At 44.7% G+C, this 20,936-nt stretch carries 16 protein-coding genes; 1 reads left to right on the top strand and 15 read right to left on the bottom strand.

The annotated features are described in order from the left end of the window. Positions 1-211: 211 nt before the first annotated feature. The 10 genes from ACR8BL_RS26465 to ACR8BL_RS26420 all read right to left on the bottom strand — a co-directional run bounded on the left by ACR8BL_RS26465 (position 212) and on the right by ACR8BL_RS26420 (position 16,351). A complete protein-coding gene (locus ACR8BL_RS26465; protein WP_434750297.1) occupies positions 212-562 on the bottom strand; it encodes a transposase in 351 nt (116 codons plus the stop codon). Then, the gene (locus ACR8BL_RS26460; RefSeq protein WP_434750296.1) at positions 547-1,341 is read right to left on the bottom strand and encodes an IS4 family transposase; all 795 of its coding nucleotides are present in this window, start codon (positions 1,339-1,341) and stop codon (positions 547-549) included. The genes ACR8BL_RS26465 and ACR8BL_RS26460 overlap by 16 nt, the downstream gene beginning before the upstream one ends. 295 nt (positions 1,342-1,636) lie before the next feature. Then, the gene (locus ACR8BL_RS26455) at positions 1,637-1,999 is read right to left on the bottom strand and encodes a hypothetical protein (RefSeq protein ID WP_434750295.1); all 363 of its coding nucleotides are present in this window, start codon (positions 1,997-1,999) and stop codon (positions 1,637-1,639) included. A gap of 21 nt (positions 2,000-2,020) precedes the next feature. Further along, a complete protein-coding gene (locus ACR8BL_RS26450) occupies positions 2,021-8,761 on the bottom strand; it encodes a polymorphic toxin-type HINT domain-containing protein (protein ID WP_434750294.1) in 6,741 nt (2,246 codons plus the stop codon). 63 nt (positions 8,762-8,824) lie between these two features. Further along, positions 8,825-10,357, bottom strand: a complete 1,533-nt coding sequence (locus tag ACR8BL_RS26445; protein WP_434758286.1) for a fibronectin type III domain-containing protein — start codon at positions 10,355-10,357, stop codon at positions 8,825-8,827. Positions 10,358-10,892: 535 nt separating this feature from the next. Then, positions 10,893-11,339 (bottom strand): hypothetical protein, encoded by a 447-nt coding sequence (locus ACR8BL_RS26440; RefSeq protein WP_434750292.1) that lies wholly within the window; start codon positions 11,337-11,339, stop codon positions 10,893-10,895. A 132-nt stretch (positions 11,340-11,471) separates the two neighbouring features. Continuing rightward, positions 11,472-13,187: an ABC transporter ATP-binding protein gene (locus ACR8BL_RS26435; RefSeq protein WP_434750291.1), complete on the bottom strand. Its 1,716-nt coding sequence runs from the start codon at positions 13,185-13,187 to the stop codon at positions 11,472-11,474. A 51-nt stretch (positions 13,188-13,238) separates the two neighbouring features. Then, positions 13,239-14,270, bottom strand: coding sequence for a FecCD family ABC transporter permease (locus ACR8BL_RS26430; RefSeq protein ID WP_434750290.1), 1,032 nt, complete (start codon positions 14,268-14,270; stop codon positions 13,239-13,241). Position 14,271: 1 nt separating this feature from the next. Then, complete coding sequence (locus tag ACR8BL_RS26425) at positions 14,272-15,327, bottom strand: FecCD family ABC transporter permease (protein WP_434750289.1); 1,056 nt, start codon at positions 15,325-15,327, stop codon at positions 14,272-14,274. Positions 15,328-15,613: 286 nt separating this feature from the next. After that, positions 15,614-16,351 carry a glycerophosphodiester phosphodiesterase gene (locus tag ACR8BL_RS26420; protein WP_434750288.1) on the bottom strand — a complete coding sequence of 246 codons (738 nt, stop codon included), beginning with the start codon at positions 16,349-16,351 and terminating at the stop codon, positions 15,614-15,616. A gap of 227 nt (positions 16,352-16,578) precedes the next feature. Between ACR8BL_RS26420 and ACR8BL_RS26415 the strand changes: the two genes are divergently transcribed. Then, on the top strand, positions 16,579-16,929 hold the full coding sequence (locus ACR8BL_RS26415; protein WP_434750287.1) for a hypothetical protein: 351 nt from the start codon (positions 16,579-16,581) through the stop codon (positions 16,927-16,929). 168 nt (positions 16,930-17,097) lie between these two features. Here ACR8BL_RS26415 and ACR8BL_RS26410 read toward each other — a convergent pair whose 3' ends face one another. The 5 genes from ACR8BL_RS26410 to ACR8BL_RS26390 all read right to left on the bottom strand — a co-directional run bounded on the left by ACR8BL_RS26410 (position 17,098) and on the right by ACR8BL_RS26390 (position 20,882). Beyond that, a complete protein-coding gene (locus tag ACR8BL_RS26410) occupies positions 17,098-17,226 on the bottom strand; it encodes a hypothetical protein (protein ID WP_260510917.1) in 129 nt (42 codons plus the stop codon). A 123-nt stretch (positions 17,227-17,349) separates the two neighbouring features. Further along, the gene (locus ACR8BL_RS26405) at positions 17,350-17,934 is read right to left on the bottom strand and encodes a TIGR00730 family Rossman fold protein (protein WP_434750286.1); all 585 of its coding nucleotides are present in this window, start codon (positions 17,932-17,934) and stop codon (positions 17,350-17,352) included. A gap of 310 nt (positions 17,935-18,244) precedes the next feature. After that, positions 18,245-18,664 carry a hypothetical protein gene (locus ACR8BL_RS26400; protein WP_434750285.1) on the bottom strand — a complete coding sequence of 140 codons (420 nt, stop codon included), beginning with the start codon at positions 18,662-18,664 and terminating at the stop codon, positions 18,245-18,247. Positions 18,665-18,684: 20 nt separating this feature from the next. After that, the gene (gene ung / locus ACR8BL_RS26395) at positions 18,685-19,353 is read right to left on the bottom strand and encodes a uracil-DNA glycosylase (protein ID WP_434750284.1); all 669 of its coding nucleotides are present in this window, start codon (positions 19,351-19,353) and stop codon (positions 18,685-18,687) included. Between the two features lie 290 nt (positions 19,354-19,643). Next, entirely contained in the window at positions 19,644-20,882 is a 1,239-nt protein-coding gene (locus ACR8BL_RS26390; RefSeq protein WP_434756742.1) for a MalY/PatB family protein, read from the bottom strand. Positions 20,883-20,936 lie beyond the last annotated feature (54 nt).

Below are 20,936 nucleotides of genomic sequence, written 5' to 3'. Positions count from 1 at the left end.
TTGGCCTGGTTATCCGTTACGGTCGTTACCGTTGGTGTTGGTGCAGCATAACTACGCCCTTTGACGGTTTTACCATAGGTATTCGTTGTGGTTTGGGTCTTACCCTCTGCACTAACAATACTTCCATCCAGATAGTACTGGGCTGGTGTGTCATTGTTAATAAAATCTTTACGGTAGTTATATTTTGTGTCACGCGTGTTGAATATCTAATTTATGTAAATTTATTTTGCTGAAACACCGAACTTAAAAAATGTTCATGTTGCATCACCAGTCGCCATTCGACGGGTAATTGTTCCGTAAGAAACAAGCGAAAAAAACGAATAAATGAAAGCTGCACATGCTTAGGTACGTTCATTTTTGCCGACTCAAAGAGACTTTTGAGGATCACATAAGCGATTAAAGCTCCGTACAACTGACCATAAACGGCGTTTTCCGTGGTTCCAAATAAGGTAGGCACATTCAGATTTTGCTTGATCCAACGGAAAAAGACTTCGATTTCCCAGCGAGCTTTATACATTTGTGCAATTTGCTCACCGCTGACCTCCATTAAATCGGTAGCCACTCGAATTCTCGACCCTCGTAATCCTTAAACATCACCACCCAGTGACGTTCCTGGCTACGATTTTGGGGCGTACCTAGCTGGCATGAGATGTCCCGGATCACATTAGATGCCTCTGATGGATGTCTGCGGAGAGAGCGTGGCTCGTGCAAATTGACGTTATCTCGGAGCCTGACTACATAAGACTGCTTGCTCGTTTTGAAGCGATCCAGTCGCTCCAGTTTTCCATAGGCGCGATCCATGATCATAATGAAATCGGGATGCACAAGCTGATCTGAAATGGGTCCATCATGAACCGATCCCGTCGTTTCTTCGACCTTTTCAGGGACATGTTGCGTTTCTCGCAGTGCTACATGAAGTTTAATTCCTGCTTTCTTGCCATGGTATGGCGCCCACGGCAGACGAGTTTCCCCTACCGTAACCGTGGTTGAATCCAGCAAGAGCAGCTCTTTGGGAAAAGCAAGCTGCCGGCGAAAACGGCGATTCTTTTGAGAAACCAAACGATGAAATAACTCTTTTAACACCGAATAAGGCACTTCGGCCGCTTTCGTCGAAATGCGTGAATAATGAGCTGATTTAAGCCCTGCCGATTGGGCCAAGTCCGCCCCACTTCGGTAACTTTTCCACCGATGTACAGCGGAAAGTGTCCAAAACTCGAGTAACCAATGAACTGAAAATTGGCGTGATGTATCCTCATATCCTGCATTCTTAGCAGCCTGTGCTACTGTTTCGGGTGAGAGAAGGGATTGAAGAAACGAGAGAAATCGGTTAGAATTTTTCATGGAACCGCCACCTTTCGGAGTTTGTAGGGGTACAAACATTTTACCGAGGTTGCGGTTCTTTTTCTACCTTTTATTGGTTATTCAACACGCGTGACAAATTACAAAATGTTGGTTTACAAAAAGGGCTTAAAAACTCCCCCTCCAATTAACGAAATAATAGTCTCCTAATTTATTGGAACATGATAATTTGTATTAAGTACTTGGAAGCTAGTACTTCTGCCTTTATTTGTCTTATACATTTACAAATATGTACATTTAAAAACCTTGAGGGGTGACATCCCTCAAGGCTATAAGATTAATTGTTTTTCAGTTTACTTCGTAACATATATTCCATATATGCCTCCTGTATCTTCTCTTTACAAATCTCTTTCCACATTTCCTTTAACTCGACGATCTCACTTTCTGAATATGCTTCAGGCTCCATGTCTCCTCCAAAACCCATCCATGAATCAATATCTGGCACTTCACCTGATTCACCAGCATATGCAATTTCAAAAGGTGCATCTGTGTGAGCAACAAACGGACAGTCATTTTCCATACAATGATAACCTGGCTGTCCAGCTCCACATTTACAAAAAGAAGGAATGTCGCCATATTCTATTCCATCTTCCATTCCGTAAAGACAATAAACCTCAAGTAACAGATGAACAAAAGCCAAACATATTCCCCCTGTTATCACTTATTTTTTATAATGTTTTAAATCAACATCAGATATTTCAATCTTTCCGTTAATTTCTTTGTAAATTATCCTTCCTTGGCCACGACCTCCACCTATACCTTTTAAATCAGCAGCCCAAAATCCTTTCATAGTATTTTTTAATGCATGCACATGTAGTCCCCTAAAATCTCCTGTAGCTAAGCCTGTAACTGCTGTATCAAAAAATTTCTTTTGCTCTGGAGAAAGTTTATCTACCTGCTTCATTGCCTTTGATGATTCAACAACAGTTTTCAAGGAACAATTTGTATTATGAACCCAAATCCCTAAATCCGTCACATAATAGGTATGGAAGTCCTGAACTGTAAAGTTATATACCGTTACTGGTTTGTCGAGCTGAACAAACTCCACTTTTTCAATCGTTCGATTAGTTCCATCAGCCTTTTGAAGCTTGTCACCAACGTGAAGTTCATCAGCAAAAACCCAACCTCTGCCTTCTACCCAAAACGGATGATTGTTCGTTGTCTCAATGAGTTGTTCTCCCACATGCAACTTAATGATATCATCACGTTGATTGCGATATAAAGCAGTTACTTCTTTATAAGCCAAATCTCCATCAGAGTCATATTCCGACTTCGCAAGAACTTGATCTCCAACTTCAACGTCTTCGATATTTTTCTCTCCTTCGGCAGTCAATACCTTGGTTCCTGCAATAAAGCAGTTACAAGAATTGAACTTTCCGCTAAGAACGTTGGAAGAAGCCCCTTTTATCGATCCTACAAAAAATAGCGCTGCGAGGTTGCCCATATCAACTTGTCCGTAAGTTCGAGCTTCATTATCGGCTCCATATACCGCCAATTTAGCCATCTTACGATACAAATCTCGAGTATTTGCATCAAAGATCAAACCAGCTTTTTTCTGCTCAATATGGATGGTTAATGTACCAATATCGTAAGCAAATTGATCCACATTATTGTACGAACCATTTTGAAGTTTGTTGTAAATAAAATTTCGTAACTTCGTTTCGACCGGATCGCCATCACACGTCGTTGCACCTTCGCATTGTTTATTCCCTGTGGGATCGACATAGCGCAACGGATTGTTAAGCACATACGTATACAAATTTTGAGTCAGCGGATCATCGAGTTCGCCGTTATACGCATCCTCATTCAGGAACCGACCTTCAGCAGGATTGTACCAACGTGCTCTCAAATATTGCAGTTCAGTCGTGTCATCCCATAGCTCACCCGCATATCGGAACGGGTTGTGTACTTTCTCTTCTTTGGACTGTATATTTCCCCAAATATCGTACACGTAGCGGTTGAGGACCTCTCCGTTTACATCACGAAGCTCTGTCACATCCCCATGTCCGTTCACTTGCACATATGCCTTACTGCTATCTGCATACTGGATTGCTTCCAGTTTCTCTCCTCGAATATAACTGGCTTTCAGTGATGGGGTCCCATTGCTTACTTCGGCTTCCGCAATAATTTGTGCACGATCATCGTAGTAATAACGCGTAGTTTTGCCATGTTCCAATCGTTCAACTAAGAGATTATCGCCATTATACGTGTAACCAACCTGTTTGTCGCCTTTTTGCGCATTCGTCAAGCGATTTCTCAGATCATACGTATAGGAAGTATCTGAAATGTTAGATTCCGCTTCGGATGCCAGAGTCAAGCGGTTGCCCTGTTTGTCGTATTGATAGGCCTCGTTGTTCACACTTGAGCTCAAAACCCGATCCAAATTGTCGTACGTAAATGTATCCTTGGAATCCACCTGATTGAGTGACACTATGTTTTTATTATTATCATAAAGATAGCCATAGTTTTGCAGTGTCACTTCATTTCTCTTTTGTGATAGTTCGATCAAATCAAGACCATTATATTGCTTTGCATAGCGCACACCATTCTGTAATGTCGCTTCTTTGCTTAATCCATTCAAGTAGTAGCTGTACTGCGCATCTAAACGATCTGGCGTTGTACCTACAGATGTTAGACGGTTCATCGTGTCATAACCATAGTAGACTGTTATTCCAAACGGATTGGTCATCGATGTCCGATTCCCGTTCAAATCATACGTAAAGGCTGTAACCATGCCGTCTGGATAGCTAATTTGAGTGAGCTGTTCGGTTGCAGGATCGTACTGGTAGGTCGTTGTTCCGGTCTGATCCACCATGCTTGTACGTTTGCCTACGAGATCCACGATATATCGAATTGTTTCTTCCGAGCTACTCTTGCTCACCAGATTACCACGAGCATCATAGGCATACGTAAAGGTATTCCCATTACGATCTACAAATTGGCTCAGGCTGCTGTCTGGGTTATAGAGACTCCGTGTAGACTGTCCTAACTTGTCCGTGCTTTGAATCCGGCGTCCCATTTCATCATAACGATGTTTTTTAACTTGACCAGCGGCATCCGTGGTTTGGATAAGATTCCCTACACGATCATACGTGTATGTCGTTTGTTCCGCGTTAGGGCTGGTTACCTTGGTGAGCCTAGAGAGAATATCATACGTATAGCGCTTCGTATTCCCATTCCCATCTGTTTGCTCTAGCAAGTTACCACTAATGACATCATAGCTATTTTTCTCTAAAGTACGCCATGAATTCTCTTGTTGAGTTTTCTCTTGCACCTGCAAAAGGTTGCCCCACATATCAGAGGTTTGAGTACGAGCGTATCCTTCGGCATCGGTTGTCGTTGCACTACGTGCTGCATCATTATACTGCGCGTTGATGGCAACACCATCGGCTCCGGTTGTAGAAATGATACGGTTCCAACTATCATACTGTACTCGAGTCCGATTCCCTAACGCATCTTCAGACCATATGGTACGTCCATAAGGGTCGTATCCTGTACGGCTAGCGACAACGTAGTTTCCTCCAGAATAATACCCAGACTCGATTTGTTGCCCGAGTGCATTCCATTGGGTTACGCGTTGCTGCCCGGTTTCATCAGTAACCGTGATTTTATTGCCGATATCATCGTAATTGGCACGCAACACACTTCCATCTGTTTGAACGACTTCAATGGTTCGACCCAGAGCATCCTGCTGATAACGAATGGTCCGGCCTTCCGCATCGGTTGAACTAATTAATTGTCCCGTTGCTGGACTATATTGAGCTCCTGTTGATACGTTACTTAACTTCCCGTCGACGTCTGTCACAGCTATACTTGTTCGGGTTGGATATGCTTGCTGGTACCTACTATCATACTCCACGGTAGTTACTTGATCCTGTGTATCATTAGCAATGCGTTGGGTCAGAACGTTGCCATAGGTATCGTAGGTATAGTTCGATTGGTGCAAGAGCTCGCCACTATTACTTCCCTGCCGACTGACAATGCCGGTAATATCCCCTTGCTCATTACGCGTGAGCGTTGTAACTTTTTTATTGCTCTGATCCACCATTTCAGTGACGCCAGTCAGCCATTGACGTGTACCGTCATATGTACTGGTTACTGTTTTACCAGTTGCATCTGTCATTGATGTCACGTTGCCATAATCGTCGTATTGTAAGGTAGTGGTCAAGGAATCGTTTGTTTTATTATCCTTAACTGTAGTTACTGTAGGTACAGTGACCGGAAAGGATCTGTTTTTTACGGTTTTGCCATACGTATACGTTGACGTCTCCACACGCCCTTCAGCACTAACAACGGTTCGGTCTCTATAAAACGCGATTGGTGTGTCATTATTCACAAATACTTTACGATACGTTGATTGACTTTCAGTCAATCCGCTACTAATTATTGAGCTAAACGTAGCATTTTGACCATAGCTTGCACCTAGATCGGATGTATAACTTAGGGTTTGTCGATTGTAGTCCTCCACTTTCCCATTTTCGTATACGATTTGGTCTTTACGGGTCAGTACACGGTATGCTTCATTTAGTGAGTCTGCTCCAATGTAACGACGCACTGGTGCATTTTCGTATTCATATACCGTTTTGGCTCCAGTTGTATGTTGTATTCCAGTTAACAAGGCATAGGGGTTAGCGATAGCTCGTTCCGGGCTAAAACCGAGCAGATTAAATTTGGCATCAGCCAGTTTATAAGCATAGGTCGTCTTGCGTCCAAGCGGATCAATGACAGAATCGAGCAATTCTACACCGTTTTTTATTTGTTTGTTATAGGTGACCGTACGCTCTCCTTGGGTGATCGTCACGGTAGATGGCGTGTATACGATTTTAATCGTATTGCCAAGTGCATCCTTCACCGTCGTTAGCAGCTTACTTTGATAGGATGAATTCAATTCGTAGAAGAATTGGATATCATTTTTACGGGAATCGGATAGCTGAAGCAACCGTCCATCTGCACTGAAATACTGTTTACTTAATCCATCTGTCGAAACAATGACTTGCGCAGATACATCATTTCCCACCGAAACTGTCGTATCCGGTCTAATGGTGATTCCTTCCCACTCATAACCTTTAAGCGTATTACCTACAATTTCGTAGCGGCCTCCATCTGTCATGACTGCGTACGATTTGTTATTTTCCGTTTCGATATAAGGTAATTTCCAAGACCATCCTTTACCGAGTGGTGCCCGTTTATCTGTAGCAGCGGGAACGGTTTTGTTAAAGTATGTCACATCAAAATTACTACCTACTTGATAAGCTCTTATCTCCGCTGATGGATTAGAGGCCAAGTAATAATTATAACTTCTGTCCTCCATTGAAGCAGAGATATCCATTCCGGGACTACCATTGACATTGTTTTTTAAATCATTTACCGCGATCCAGTCAGGTGTACCATCCGTGAATAAAGCGATGCTTTCAGCCGGTCCTTCCGTGATTTCCTGCTCCACCCAAGGCTGCTCTCGCACAGAATAGGCATAACGATACTGATATGGAGCCTTTCCTGCAATCCAAGAATCATAACGTTGTTGGGAATATTGCCCCGGTTTAACGACACTTCCAATATAGGATTGGGAATAAATTCGCGTGTCTGACTCTGGGATCGATACAGAACCGTTGTAACGAGCTTCCCATGTTTTAGTACATACATAGTTCGCTACCGATTTATCTGGTGATGGACAAGCTTTCGTAGCCGTCACCGAGGAACGGGTTAGCGTAATGGTTTTGCCCTCAACGGTCGCTGTTTTCGTATCTGGACATGGGTTACCTGAACCTGTCTGAGTCCAGACACCTTTGGAGTCATATTTTCCTGGAATGGAGTTCGTGCACGTCTGTGTTGGAGCAGTAATTGTACGTGCAGGCTGATATTGGCCAGAAATGACCTGAGCACTGCCTGATTTGTTTAGTGTACCGCTAAATCCACCACTGTTATAGCTTATACTTGAAGGTAAACTGTTCAGGCTTCCACTACGTGTTTGTTGCTCGGTACGGCTTTCTGATGGATTCCAAAATGCAATTTGTGTACTTGCTGCTTTGCGAGCCTCAGCTTCTGTTGTATACGTACCTTGCAGTACAGTGGGTGTTTCCACAACGATCGTGTCATTATCTTTTATTCCATCGCCATTATAGTCTTCCTGAGCCCACTTGTTGAGTTTGTATTTGACATAATATTTAGTAATGATTTTTTTCTTCACTGCCTGATAGCTGAGAAAATAATTGTAGACCGGATACTCATATGTATTCGTTCCCACGGCCGGATCATAAAACTGGGCTGCATTCGAGTTATATTGCCTTTCTAATGAAAATGACATTCCTGCACGTCCAGGCAATGAGGCATCGACATGCTCCAACATCAGACCACCGCTCATGGTCGAAATGGTTTCTCCGTTTTCACCTACGGTATAAGGAGCCTCGTTAAACGACTTTTTACTATAGACTGGTGCTTTTTCAGCGATATGCTTCCCTGGATCTGGGATACTCGTTTGTGCTGCAAGTGGTTTTACATCCGATTTAGATTTTTTCTTCGTTGGTGAAGATGACTCCGATTGCTTTTCATTTTTTACAGAGGTATCTTTGGCCTCTTTTGCCAATCCTTTTGCAGGATCAGATTTGGATATTTTTTCTGAGATATTCTTTGGTTCTGATTTTGATTCCATCGACGTAGGAGATGTACTGTCTGCGCTTCCTTGTGATGATGGTGTTTCCTTGGATTCAGCAGCCGGCTTTCCTTCGAGATTAGAGGTGTTTTCGCTTGAAGGTGCTGTCGGTTCTTGACCTACATCCTGATTTGTTTGAGGTGCATTTTTATCATCGGTTGTCGTTTCTGTGGGGAGTGCTGTTTCTTCAGACTCTTTTTCACCTTCTGATTGATCATCTGGTTCTACCTGCTCTTTTCCCTCATCCTCAGCGCTTTTTTCTTCCTCTTCTTTCGGTTCGTTTTCTTTCTCAAGGTCGGTATCTGGCGGGGCAGTCAGTTCCTCTTCCACCGCAAACGTTTCATACCGCTGCAAGATGCTGGACTGATCAGCTTCCACACCCGTGATTGGTGTTTCCTCCGCTACAGCGGAATCTGTATAAACATCACTCGTGACCGTAGCAGATTCGTTAACTTCCTGCGGACGAATAGCTTGCAAGGCTTCATCAAATCCAATCTGTTCGTCTCTAGCTTTATATAAAGCACTAATGACTTCATTCAACGTATAACCCTGATTCAGGTAACCTTGGATAAAGTCTTCCGTTCTATCAAACTGCTCTGCAATTAGAGAAAGAGACTCCAACGGAGAAGGATTTTGTCCTTCAGTAACCTCTTGGTCGTTTTGCTCTTCTGCGTATGTAGTCGCCGGTATCCAGTTTCCGAAAAGACCTAGCACGACTGAAAAGATAAGAATAATATTCATAAACTTCTTCATTTTAGAATGTTTCAACTAAGTTTCGCTCCGTTCAATAAGTAGTAGCTACAGTGTGTTAATCGTTTATGGATTGACTACCGTTGTTTTTTTCAAATTTCCATTTTTGTCGTATTCATAACTTATTTTCTTGCCGGATTCGAAGAGGATGCTTTTAAGCTGGCCTGAAGAATTATAGACGTAAGTATATTTTCCAATCCCTCTCTTTTTCACCGTATTACTTGCTTCCGATTCTTGACCCGACGTATCTTTTGCTTTGATATAAAAGATGTATTCTTTCGTTGCATCGAGGTTATTAATAACATACGTTTTCTCTTTGGTACTACCAATCATCACGTTGTTCTGGTAGATGTTGAATCCATCTTCAAGCTCATTTTTTGCCTTAGGTTGATCCCATGACAATTGAACAGAAGAAGAGTTTACGACTTTAAGTTTAAGGTTTTCAGGCTTATTGATCAGTACAACGACTTTGGGTTGATCGTTAATCGTTATAAGCTGAGGAGAGATTAATTTTTTCCCAGCATTGTACTCTGACAGCGATCTTATTTCCTGCCCCCAAATATAGATCTGAGAAGATTTACTAACCGCCCCACTGATGGGTCCTTGCCCAGCTGCTACAGAGTCCACTTCCGATAAACCAGGTACTTTAAGCGGTAATAAGCGTTCCGAAGTTGTACCATCACCTAACTGACCACTTGCATTATTCCCCCAAGCCCAAACGGTTCCATCTTGTTTCAGAGCAAGAACATGTGATCGTCCTAAGGCAAGTTGTTTAACTTTACCCAATTCATCATTAATTGCTGGAAACTTTCTAGATTCTTTGGTTCCATCTCCTAATTGTCCATTGCTATTGCTACCCCACATCCATACAGCGTCGTTTACGTCAATCGCCGCTACGTTACTGCTGAAATTGGAATAGATATGCTTGATCTTTGTTGGAATGTCAATCCGGACAGGAACAAAACTTTCATTAGTGCTCCCATTACCTAATTCATAAGAAGCATTAGATCCCCACCCCCATAACGTACCGTCCTCTTGAATTGCCAATGTGGTTTGACCTACAATAGCGATCTCAGTGACTTTATCTAAATTAGGGACAAGTGTGGGTTCCTTACGTGCATCGCGATCTCCCAGTCCTAATTGTCCGTAAAAACCCACTCCCCATGTCCAAACGGTTCCCTCCGTAGTTAGAACTGCATAATAATTACTTCCCTCAACTACCATTTTCACGTTATTTAGTGAAGAAAAAATTGAATCCAAATTAGAGGAAGAATTTCGCCAGTTTAATACTTTACCATTCTTCGTAATACCATAACTGCTGAATCGCCCAGTCGAAATGCCAACCATATCTTTTGCTGAAGGAATAGCTTTTAGATCGTCAAATACTGAATCAGAATCCCTTCCTAATTGTCCATTATTCTGTCCAGCTGACCATATGGTTCCATCCCTACCCAACACCAAGAAATGCTGAGTTCCTATGGATATCTGATTAACTGCCTTATCAGCTTTGCTTTCCTCTGCTTGAATGGTGCTTGTAACACCCATAGTCAAAATCAAACTTAGAGAAATTAATAATTTAACTGCTACTTTAATTTTCATTATTTAGAATGTTCACCCTTACTATAATATTGTCATTTAATTTCCATAATGCGAAACCTTCACCTCACACCGATCAGCCATACTCCTTTTCATTTAATAGTTGTTGAATAGCTTTATCATTATCGTTTATTCGTCTCCAATAAGAAATAGGCTTATTTTGTATTTTATTGTCTATTTTTGTCGAACGAAACCCTGATTTAATATATAAAATCTTATATATGTATAATTGTCCAATTATGATTGGTTTTTTATAAATCTAATAATTTAATACAACACATATAATAATCATTCATATGATATGTGCTATATATAAAATCGAGTTATTTTAGACAATGGTTTCAAAATAAAAATATCCTTTACACAGATAATTTCTGGTAAAGGATCGCTTTTTAGAATAGTTACAATTAAATCCATTTCAGATTTAAAAAAACTAATTTGACATAGTACCATATGATATATGCATCATCTCGCTATCTTCCAACAATAAATCATTGCACATTTAAGTTGAATAACACTTGAAATAATAATCTATCCATCACCTCCTTTTTCCACGCCACCAATACCTTCCCCACACGCCTAACACACCACACAACAGCAGCGCACAATATGCCCAGGCAAACAGCATGGCAAGCCCTAACCCGATGTTAGCATCCAGATGTTCGTCCGTAATGGAGGTATAAAAAGCAAAAGCAAGTGGCACGGCACCAATAATAAAAAGTCCCGTAAACCAGCCAACCAAGTTCCGGGAGCTATAGCCTTTATTTTGCCCCATCAAATGACGAATCCCTACAAATAACAACCATAATATCAAAATAAAACCTAGACAGGTGAGTAGTATTTTAGTCAGATCTGACATGTCCATTGCCTCCCAACGCTCCATTTTCTCCAGATGATATGCATGAAAGCCCTTAATCATGTACCTGTTGTAGCGATCATACACTCCAACCTTAGCCTTGCCCATCATTACCCATTTCGGTGCCATGTGATCATACTTTTCCCTCCTTCCAAAATAAAAAAAGACCACCGCCCCGACTCCTTCCAAGTCATGAACGGTGGCTAACGTATATACTCCTGTGTACTACGTATTCCCAAACGTTTAAGCAACTAACTATGCCTACGCACCAAACTGCGCATGGTGCAGACGACTGTAAACGCCGCCTGAAGCGAGCAGTTCCTCATGACGTCCCTGCTCGGTGATACCTTGCTCGGCCACGACCACGATGCGGTCTGCATTTTTGATCGTCGCCAGCCTGTGTGCAATAACAAGCGTGGTACGGCCTTCGGACAGTTCCGCAAGCGATTGCTGAATCGCGGCTTCCGTCTCCGTATCCAGTGCAGAGGTCGCTTCATCCAGAATCAGAATCGGCGGGTTTTTCAGGAACATTCGAGCAATGGATAACCGCTGCTTCTGTCCACCGGACAGCTTCACGCCGCGCTCCCCAATAAGTGTATCCAGTCCTTCCGGCATCGACAGAATCAGAGACTCCATCTGGGCCCGACGAGCGGCCATCCAGATTTCTTCTTCCGATGCATTCAGCTTGCCGTACGCAATATTTTCCCGAATCGTACCATCGAAGAGGAACACATCCTGTTGCACAATCCCGATATGACCACGTAAGGAGTCCAGCGTCATGTGCTGAATGTCCTGACCATCAATGGTGATGCGCCCTTCCAGCACATCATAGAATCGCGGCAGCAGACTGCAGAGCGTTGTTTTTCCGGCACCCGACGGACCGACCAGAGCCACCGTTTCACCGGCACGGACATGTAGATCAATCCCTTGAAGTACAGGCTCCTGATCTGAATAACCGAAGGTCACTTGCTCATAACGAATATCCCCGCGCAGATGGGATACCGCTACGGCATCAGCACGGTCTTTGACATCTGGCTCCATATCGAGCAGATCGGTATATCTTTTGAAACCCGCAATGCCTTTGGGATACGTCTCGATGACCGAATTAATCTTCTGAATCGGTGTCAGGAACACATTCGACAACATGATAAAGGCGATAAACTGACCATAAGACATACTGCCATTAATAACAAACCACGTACCGCATACGAGAACAAACAAGGATACGAGCTTCATCAGCATGTAACTGATGGAAGAGTTCCACGCCATAATCTTGTACGCAATCAGCTTGGTTTGACGGAAACGACCGTTGTTTACAGCAAACTGTGTTTTCTCATGCTCTTCGTTAGCAAAAGCCTGAACGACACGAATGCCTGTAATGTTGTTCTCCACACGAGCATTGAAATCAGCGATATCCCCAAACATTCGGCTGAAGGCCTTGGACATTTTGCTACCAAAATACAAGGATAGGTAAATAATCAGCGGCACAATGATAAACGTCAGAATCGCCAGATCCCCGTTAATGTTCATCATGATCGTGAAAGCACCCACCAGTGTCATCACGGCAATAAATACGTCCTCCGGACCATGGTGAGCAATCTCTCCGATATCCATCAGATCATTTGTCATGCGGGATACAAGATGTCCTGTCTTCGTATTATCAAAGTACCGGAAGGATAACTTCTGTACATGGTTGAACAGATTTTTACGCATATCCGTCTCGATATTGATCCCCAGCTTATGCCCCCAATAAGTGACTATGTAATTCAGGAACGAATTCAGCAGGTAAATACCCAACAGTCCCAGACACGCCCATAAAATCCAGTCCCATCGTCCACCCGGCAGCAGATCATCCACAACCCGGTTCACAGCCAGCGGAAAAGCCAGCTCCAGCAGCGCGACCAGAATCGCACATGTAAAATCTAGAATAAACAGTTTTTTGTACGGCCTGTAATAGGCAAAAAAACGACGAAGCATGAAGCCAGTTCCCCCTTACGGCAATCCTCCATCTAATTTGATGATTACCTTTTATTTCGTCCTGCTTAAGAGATACAGGAAGTATGGAGCGCCCAGAATGGCAACCAGAATCCCAGCCGGGATCTCCGAAGGCTGCAAGATAACACGACCGAGCGTGTCCGCAACCAATACGAGTAAAGATCCGACCAATGCAGATGCAGGCAGTAAAAACTGATGTTTTGGCCCGACCAGACGGCGTGCCAAGTGAGGCCCGACCAGGCCGACAAAACCGATACCACCACTCACAGACACACATACGCCCGCAAGAATTGCAGCGGTAGCAAGCAAAATCATTCGTTCACGCTCTACAGGAGCACCGAGTCCGCTTGCGGTCTGATCACCAAGATTTAATACATTCAACACTCGCGCCTTCGCCAGCACTAACGGCACAAGTACAATAATAAACGGTAGCAGAGCCATAACGAATTTCCAATTGGAACCCCAAATGCTACCCGCCAGCCAAGTGGCTACAAATTGATATTTCTCCGGACTAAGTCGCAGAGTTAACACGATCATAGCTGAGCTGATACCAGCGGCGATCCCGATGCCCGTGAGCAGCATACGCGTCGGCAAGATACCTTCCCCTTTTTTGTAGGAGAGAATATAGATCAGAAATGCCGCGAAGCCTGCACCAATTAGAGCAAGGATTGGAAGCAGAAAGATTGGAGCTGCTGTCGTCGTTGGAAAAAAGGAAACAAACAGCATGACCATAAGCCCCGCCCCTGCATTAATACCAAGAATCCCCGGATCGGCGAGCGCGTTGCGTGATACCCCTTGCAGGATACAGCCCGACAATGCCAGACCTGCTCCGATCAGAACGGCAATCACGATGCGAGGCAACCGGAATTCAAACAGGATCAGCTCTTGCTTCGGTGTGCCGCTACCAAACAGTGTCCGTAAAACCTCCAGCGGTGAAAGCTTGGTAAACCCGGTATTCATACTGATAATAAAAGCTGTAATAATTAAAAGACCGAGCACAATAAGAACAACGATACCTTTCGTTTTCTTTTTGCGCTCTGCGCCACCCATAGTTGAGGAACTCATGTTACAGCGTCCTCCTTTCTTTCCGCGCCAGATACAGGAAGAACGGCACCCCGATGAGGGCAACCAGTGCACCAATAGGCGTCTCGTAAGGCGGGTTAATCATACGTGCGGCCAGATCCGAAAATACAAGTAACAGACTGCCCATTACAGCAGAGCAAGGAATAATCCAGCGATAGTCAACCCCGACCAGCTTCCGTGTCAGATGGGGGATGATCAGACCGACAAACCCAACTGCACCCACCACAGATACAGCAGTTCCCGCCAGAATGAGTACCACAATCAGACCCATCAGTTTAATCAAACCTGTACGTTGTCCCAGTCCAACTGCAATGTCCTCGCCAAGGCTGAGCAGTGTGATCGAACGCGAGATAATCAAAGCAACGATGAGCGCTCCGAGCACCCAAGGAAACATCACTTCAAGTTGAGACCACTTTGTTCCGGCTACCCCTCCGGCAGTCCAGAAGGCTAGGTCTTGTCCAATTCTGAAGTAGAGCGCAATGCCCTCACTAAGTGCAGACAGCATGGCCGATACTGCGGCTCCAGCCAGCACCAGGCGCAGCGGCGTCAGACCTGATCTGGATGCCGCACCGAAACCATACACAAGCAGCACACCAAGTCCCGCTCCCAGGAATGAATACATAATGATGTACATATACGGCAAGCCTGGGAAAAAAGCAAAGCAGATTGCCAGCGCAAATCCAGCTCCAGCGTTCAGACCGAGCAGTCCCGAATCGGCGAGCGGATTCCGGGTCATCCCCTGCATAATCGCACCTGCAACAGCGAAGCAAGCACCTACCATCGCTCCGCCAAGGATACGCGGCAGGCGAATCTCCCATATGATCTGATGAGGTGTCAGGTCAGGGTTGAAATTAAATACCGCCTGCCAGACCACACCGAGCTGAATATCCGCAGCGCCAAATGAAATGGACAATGCCATCCCCAGAGCAAGCAACAGGATTCCGCCTGTGAGAATGAGTGTAGCCGTCCAAGGGCGCGTGTGGATTTTCGCTGTAGGTGACTCCGTATTCGAATGTGTGGATGAACTGTTCGAGTTCATACTTGCCCACCTGCGTTATGAATGAAGCCTGCTAACCTTATGTACATAACAATCACCTCTCCAAAAGTACCACTTCTATTGATATTGATTCTCATTCCCATAGAACATTGTAAGGCAATCCTTCCCGTCTGGCAATGGACAAAAAGGACAACTTTCTTGCAGATATGAATATTTCCGCATGAATATGCACGAAAAAAGACCATACAGGGCTTCAATCTCCTGCATGGCTTTCACTTTTAACATTTGGATTAGTCTAATCTGAACCTGATCTGATGCCGCTATTCGCTTAATGTGCCCGTACAGTCATCAATGAAGCGAGTACATCCGGAAAATCGGTGATGATGCCTTGTACTCCCATATCAATCATCATCTGCATCTCGCCAGGATCATTTACGGTAAAGGGATAGGTGACTATACCTTGGGCAAGAGCTGCGGCTACTTCCTCTTTTGCCACCGCCAGCTTGTAAGGATGAAGAGCCGACGCCTCCAGTTTGGCTGCATAATCATGAGGACGATACAACTTCTCCATATATAAAAGTGCTGTACGAATGTCCGGCGCGATGCGCTTGCATTTGACGAGCGAGGCATGGTTGAAGCTGGACAGGACAACCTGCTGTTCCATTTTCCACTCCCGAATCATCTGAACGACCTTCTCTTCCATCCCTTTGTATGGCACAATACCATTTTTCAACTCCAGATTGAGCAAAATTCTCTTGCCATGCACGAGGTTAAATAATATCTCCAGCGAAGGGATAGACTCTCCGGCAAAATCTGCATGGAACCACGAGCCTGCATCGAGCGTGCGCAAGGTATCATAAGTGCAATCTTTAACCCAGCCCACCCTTCCCGCTGTCCGTTGTAATGTTTCATCATGGATCAACACCAATCGGCCATCGGCTGACATCTGCACATCCGTCTCGATTCCCGTTGCACCAAGCTCCAGAGCTCGCTCAAAAGCACTCATCGTATTTTCCGGGCATGTAGCAGATGCACCTCGGTGGGCAATGATTTCGATTTTGTTCAATTCAGCCCCTCCTGCATTCAAAGTGGATTCTATGAACCTCACTATATACTCCGTTTGTCATACGTGTGTTAAGAGAGCGTTTAATTGCATACTGGCTTGTTCATTCAACACATACTCTAACATTTAAAGGGCTGGGGATTCACTCATTTTTGCGAACTCAATCTAAAAACCAACATAATATAATATCAGTCGTAGACAACTGCACTCCGCTGTAAGGAGGTTGCCCTTTGAAACCAATGAAAACACGAACAAGGAAGCACTTGATCTCTTCCAGTTCTTGTTCTGCCCAAAAGCCTTCATCCCACCGTTTATCTAAGAACAGATCAGAACCCGGACCTAAATTCAGTACGCTAAAACCTCCAGGATCAAGACCATCTATTCCGCGAGCTTCTGTTCGAGGACTCTCTATACCTGACAGAACGAGTAATCAGTCCAGCGTCGTCGAACCCAAACAGAATACACTTGATCAACTGGCCTTTGTTGCGGCCATCCTTGCACTGATCGCTTCCGCTATTGGACTATATATTGCCTGGAAAACACTTATTCTGCCCAGCGGTAGTACGGAGATCATCGTATAGTTTTTGATATCTGGCTCTATCTCATTGCTATGGGATGGAGATCTTTTTTTAGGTACAAGCAAAAAAACCGTTCCCCGGAAACGCCGACAGTCGCCGGCGTCTCTTTGGAAAGGCCATTTTTCGAATGATAGCCTGAGACAGCATACATCCGTTATAGAATGGTCTGAATTACAGTACGAACGTGCGGGAGATGATAACCAGCAGGATAAACAATACCAGGATTGCGCCTGTTGATGTCCATACTCCACCACCGAAACCTCCACAATAGCCGTAACCTGCTCCTTTGAGATCGCTCATGAGTGACACTCCCCTCTTCATCAAAGTACACTATAGACTATGTCCGCAAGCGTTATTTGCTTGGGCAAATGAAGAAGTTTTTCACTTGAAGCAGGGAGGTACAGATTTCAGTTTCTTTGGCTTTTACTTTCCGTTCAGCTCAGACCATTTCTGAGTTAATTCCTTAGGGATGTAGGCAGCCATCTGAGCAAGCAGTTCAGCCGGATCAGACTCGAGACTCCACAAACTGAGATGTGATGTGTTGGAGAAGCCCTCATGCACACTATGCTCGACCATTTTCATGAGCGGTTCGTAATATCCGTTAACATTCAAGAGACCTACAGGCTTGCGATGAATACCGATCTGGGCCCAGCACAGTACCTCGAACAATTCTTCAAACGTGCCCATCCCGCCCGGAAGTGCGATAAATCCATCTGATAACTGTGCCATCGTTGCCTTCCGTTCATGCATCGTACCCACTTCAATCATCTGAGTGAGTCCTGCGTGAACCACCTCACCTCGGAACAATCCTGTAGGCATAACACCAATCACTTCTCCGCCCTCTGCTAGAGCAGCATCCGCGACTGCACCCATCAAGCCCATGCGAGAGCCACCATAGACCAGAGCATATCCGCTGTTTGCAATCTGTTTACCCAACCGGGCAGCGTGCTCAATATAATCGGGATGGTTACCCGGGTTAGAACCTGCAAAAACACATATCCGTTTCACGTGGTTTCACTCCTTCTTGAGATCTATCTCTTTAGTATACAGCACAAATGTGATTGCTATGTTACAGCACGTTAACAGAACACAAGCATGGCATTTTAAAAGGATTTAAGAGCATTTATTTTATAGCCTGTTTACGCTGCTTTCATGTGCCTCTCGGTCAAAAAACAAAAAAATACCCAGCCGTTTGCAGCCGGCCGGGTTCCCAGATCCATACACATTAATTTAGAAGGGGTTGTTACTACCTACTATAAGGTCGAAACATTAATGCTGTATGATCGCAGTATGAAATACATATTAAATTTCAACCAGACTATCGTATACCGCGCCTTGCACGCACCACAAACATATGCTTGTCTTTGCGCAGTAACCGGCCGTCTTCAAGTTCCACCTGATCTTCATCATGTCTTACAATCGTGGTGGATAACACCACAATTTTGGCTCGCCTCCAGATCATAATCTGTGACTTGAAATAGATCGCATTTTCAAACTGGATTGCCTTTTTCATGACATATCCGATCTTATGCACTTCAGAACGTGCCTTCTTCAAAGGCAGGCTTTCTTCAGGAAGAGGTTTGATCATTGCAATATTGTCAAACGATACCTTGATCCGTTTCGGCCCGATTCGAACACATTCCGTTTCTTCATCCCACTCCACCAGCGTTCCCTTCAGAGGCTCGCGGATTCCTGTTGCCCGGTATACTGCCACTTTTCGTCCAATCCAATGTCGCAATGTGCTCGCCTCCACTCTATCTAGTTTTCAGGTATTGTCCAATCGATCGGTTTAATACCTTGGGAGACGAGAAATTCATTCGCTTTGGAAAAAGGACGGCTTCCCAGAAAGCCGCGATGTGCAGCCAAAGGACTCGGATGTGTCGATTCCAGCACCAGATGTTTGTCTCTGTTAATAAAAGCACCCTTCTTCTGAGCGTGACTTCCCCATAACATGTACACCATAGGTTCTGGACGTTCATTCAGCTCACGAATGACGGCATCCGTGAACGTCTGCCAACCCAATGCCTGATGTGAATTAGGCTGACTCTCCCTCACCGTCAGAACAGCGTTTAACAGTAACACACCTTGCTCCGCCCAATGAATAAGTGAACCATGCTTTGGAACAGGCACACCTAGATCGGCCTGAAGTTCCTTGTATATATTTTTCAGTGAAGGCGGTACGCGCACACCCGGTCTGACCGAGAAGCTTAATCCGTGAGCCTGACCCGCCCCGTGATAAGGATCTTGACCGATAATGACGGCTTTCACCTGATGATATGGAGTAAACTTCAAGGCCGAGAACAAATCCTCCTTGGGAGGGTATACGGTTTGTGTTTTGTACTCGGCAGCGAGCGCATAACGGATCTTGTTAAAGTACTCGGATTCGGTCTCCTTCTGCAACACCTCGTCCCAATCATTTCCGAACATAATGTATAGACTCCTTTCCCCTGATGAATGCATATCCGTAAAGCCCGATTGGATGGGCTCTTCCCTGCAAGAGTCACATGTCCCACGACTCGTAGACTATCCATCATTTTAACATAACCGCAGTCGACAGACCAGAAGTGTGCGAGGAAGAAAAAGAACACGAAAAGGGGACGAAACAGAATTCGCTCTGCTCCGCCCCTTGATATGCATCTGTTTATACATCTGTATGCGCTTGTGTAAGTCAGCTTCTGTGTTTTTGATGCATCGTGCATCTTATAAACCTAGAGCCACTAGACGTGTACAGGTACCTTTTCTCCCGGCTTTTGATCCACTTTTTGTTCTATCAGAACCCGGCTAATTCTACTCAAGCCTTCTTTCACTATCGAACGGGGACAAGCCAGATTCAAACGAATGCAGCCTTCGCCGTTCGCCACAAACATCCCCCCGTCTTCCAGCAGTACACCCGCTTGCTCTGCGAAGAACAGAGGCAGGCTGACATTCTGCGGTGCATATGGCGTAATATCAATCCAGGCCAGGTATGTGGCGTCAGGTATATGAAAGACAGCGAGTGGAAGGTGCTGCTTCACATATTCTTCAACATACGCAAAGTTGTCATCCAGATAACTTCTTAGCTGTTTCAGCCATTCATCACCATGTTCATAGGCCGCTTGTGTCGCCGCGATACTCAGCGGATTTTTAAATCCATAATGGCGTGCCTGCCAGATTTCCCTCAGACCCTTGTTCGGAATGATGACATTGGAGAACATGAGCCCGGCCATGTTAAACGTTTTGCTTGGAGACATACAGGTGATTATTCGATCCGTATCCGGGAAAAGTTTGGCGAGCGGGGTATGCGTTTTTCCCGTACGCAGCAGATCACAATGAATTTCATCCGAAATCAGCCATACGTCATTGGTCAGACAGATTTCGCCTACACGCTCCAGTTCTTCCGTGCTCCAGACGCGTCCAGACGGATTATGCGGGTTACAGAAAATGCATACACGGACCTTCTCATCTCTGGCCTTCGCTTCAAAATCCTCAAAGTCAATCGTATAGTATCCCTCGTCATTCAACATGTCCGAGCACACCAGCTCAAGCTGGTTATGATCCGCTGCCGATTTGAAGAATCCATAGGATGGCGTCAGGATCAACACTTTTTCGTCCGGCTTACAGATATATTCCACAAGTTCATAGAGCGCGGGAATAATGCCATTGGACGTCTCCAGATGTTCCTTGGGGAAAGACCAGTTATAATATCGCTTCATCCAGTTCGAAACTGCCTCGTAATACGCCGGGTCAAACACTTGAGAGTACCCCATAATCCGGCGGTCCAGACGTTCTTTCACGGCATCCAAAATCTCGGGTGGTGTGGCGAAATCCATATCGGCAATCCACATGCGAATGAACTCCTCATCCTGGAATGGAAATTCCATCTCACTTGTTGCGTTGAAAATATATTGGCGGAAACCATCCGTATTCATGGCATTCGTTCCGGTACGGTCAATGATCTCATCAAAATTATAGGACATGTTATTTTTGCTCATCTTGGTCATGGGGATTAGCTCCTCTGTCTTCTCGTATTA

The organism is Paenibacillus amylolyticus, assembly GCF_051136285.1.
Taxonomy (GTDB): domain Bacteria; phylum Bacillota; class Bacilli; order Paenibacillales; family Paenibacillaceae; genus Paenibacillus; species Paenibacillus amylolyticus_F.
The sequence above is the reverse complement of the archived record's forward strand: the minus strand, read 5'-3'. Positions and strand labels throughout refer to the sequence as shown.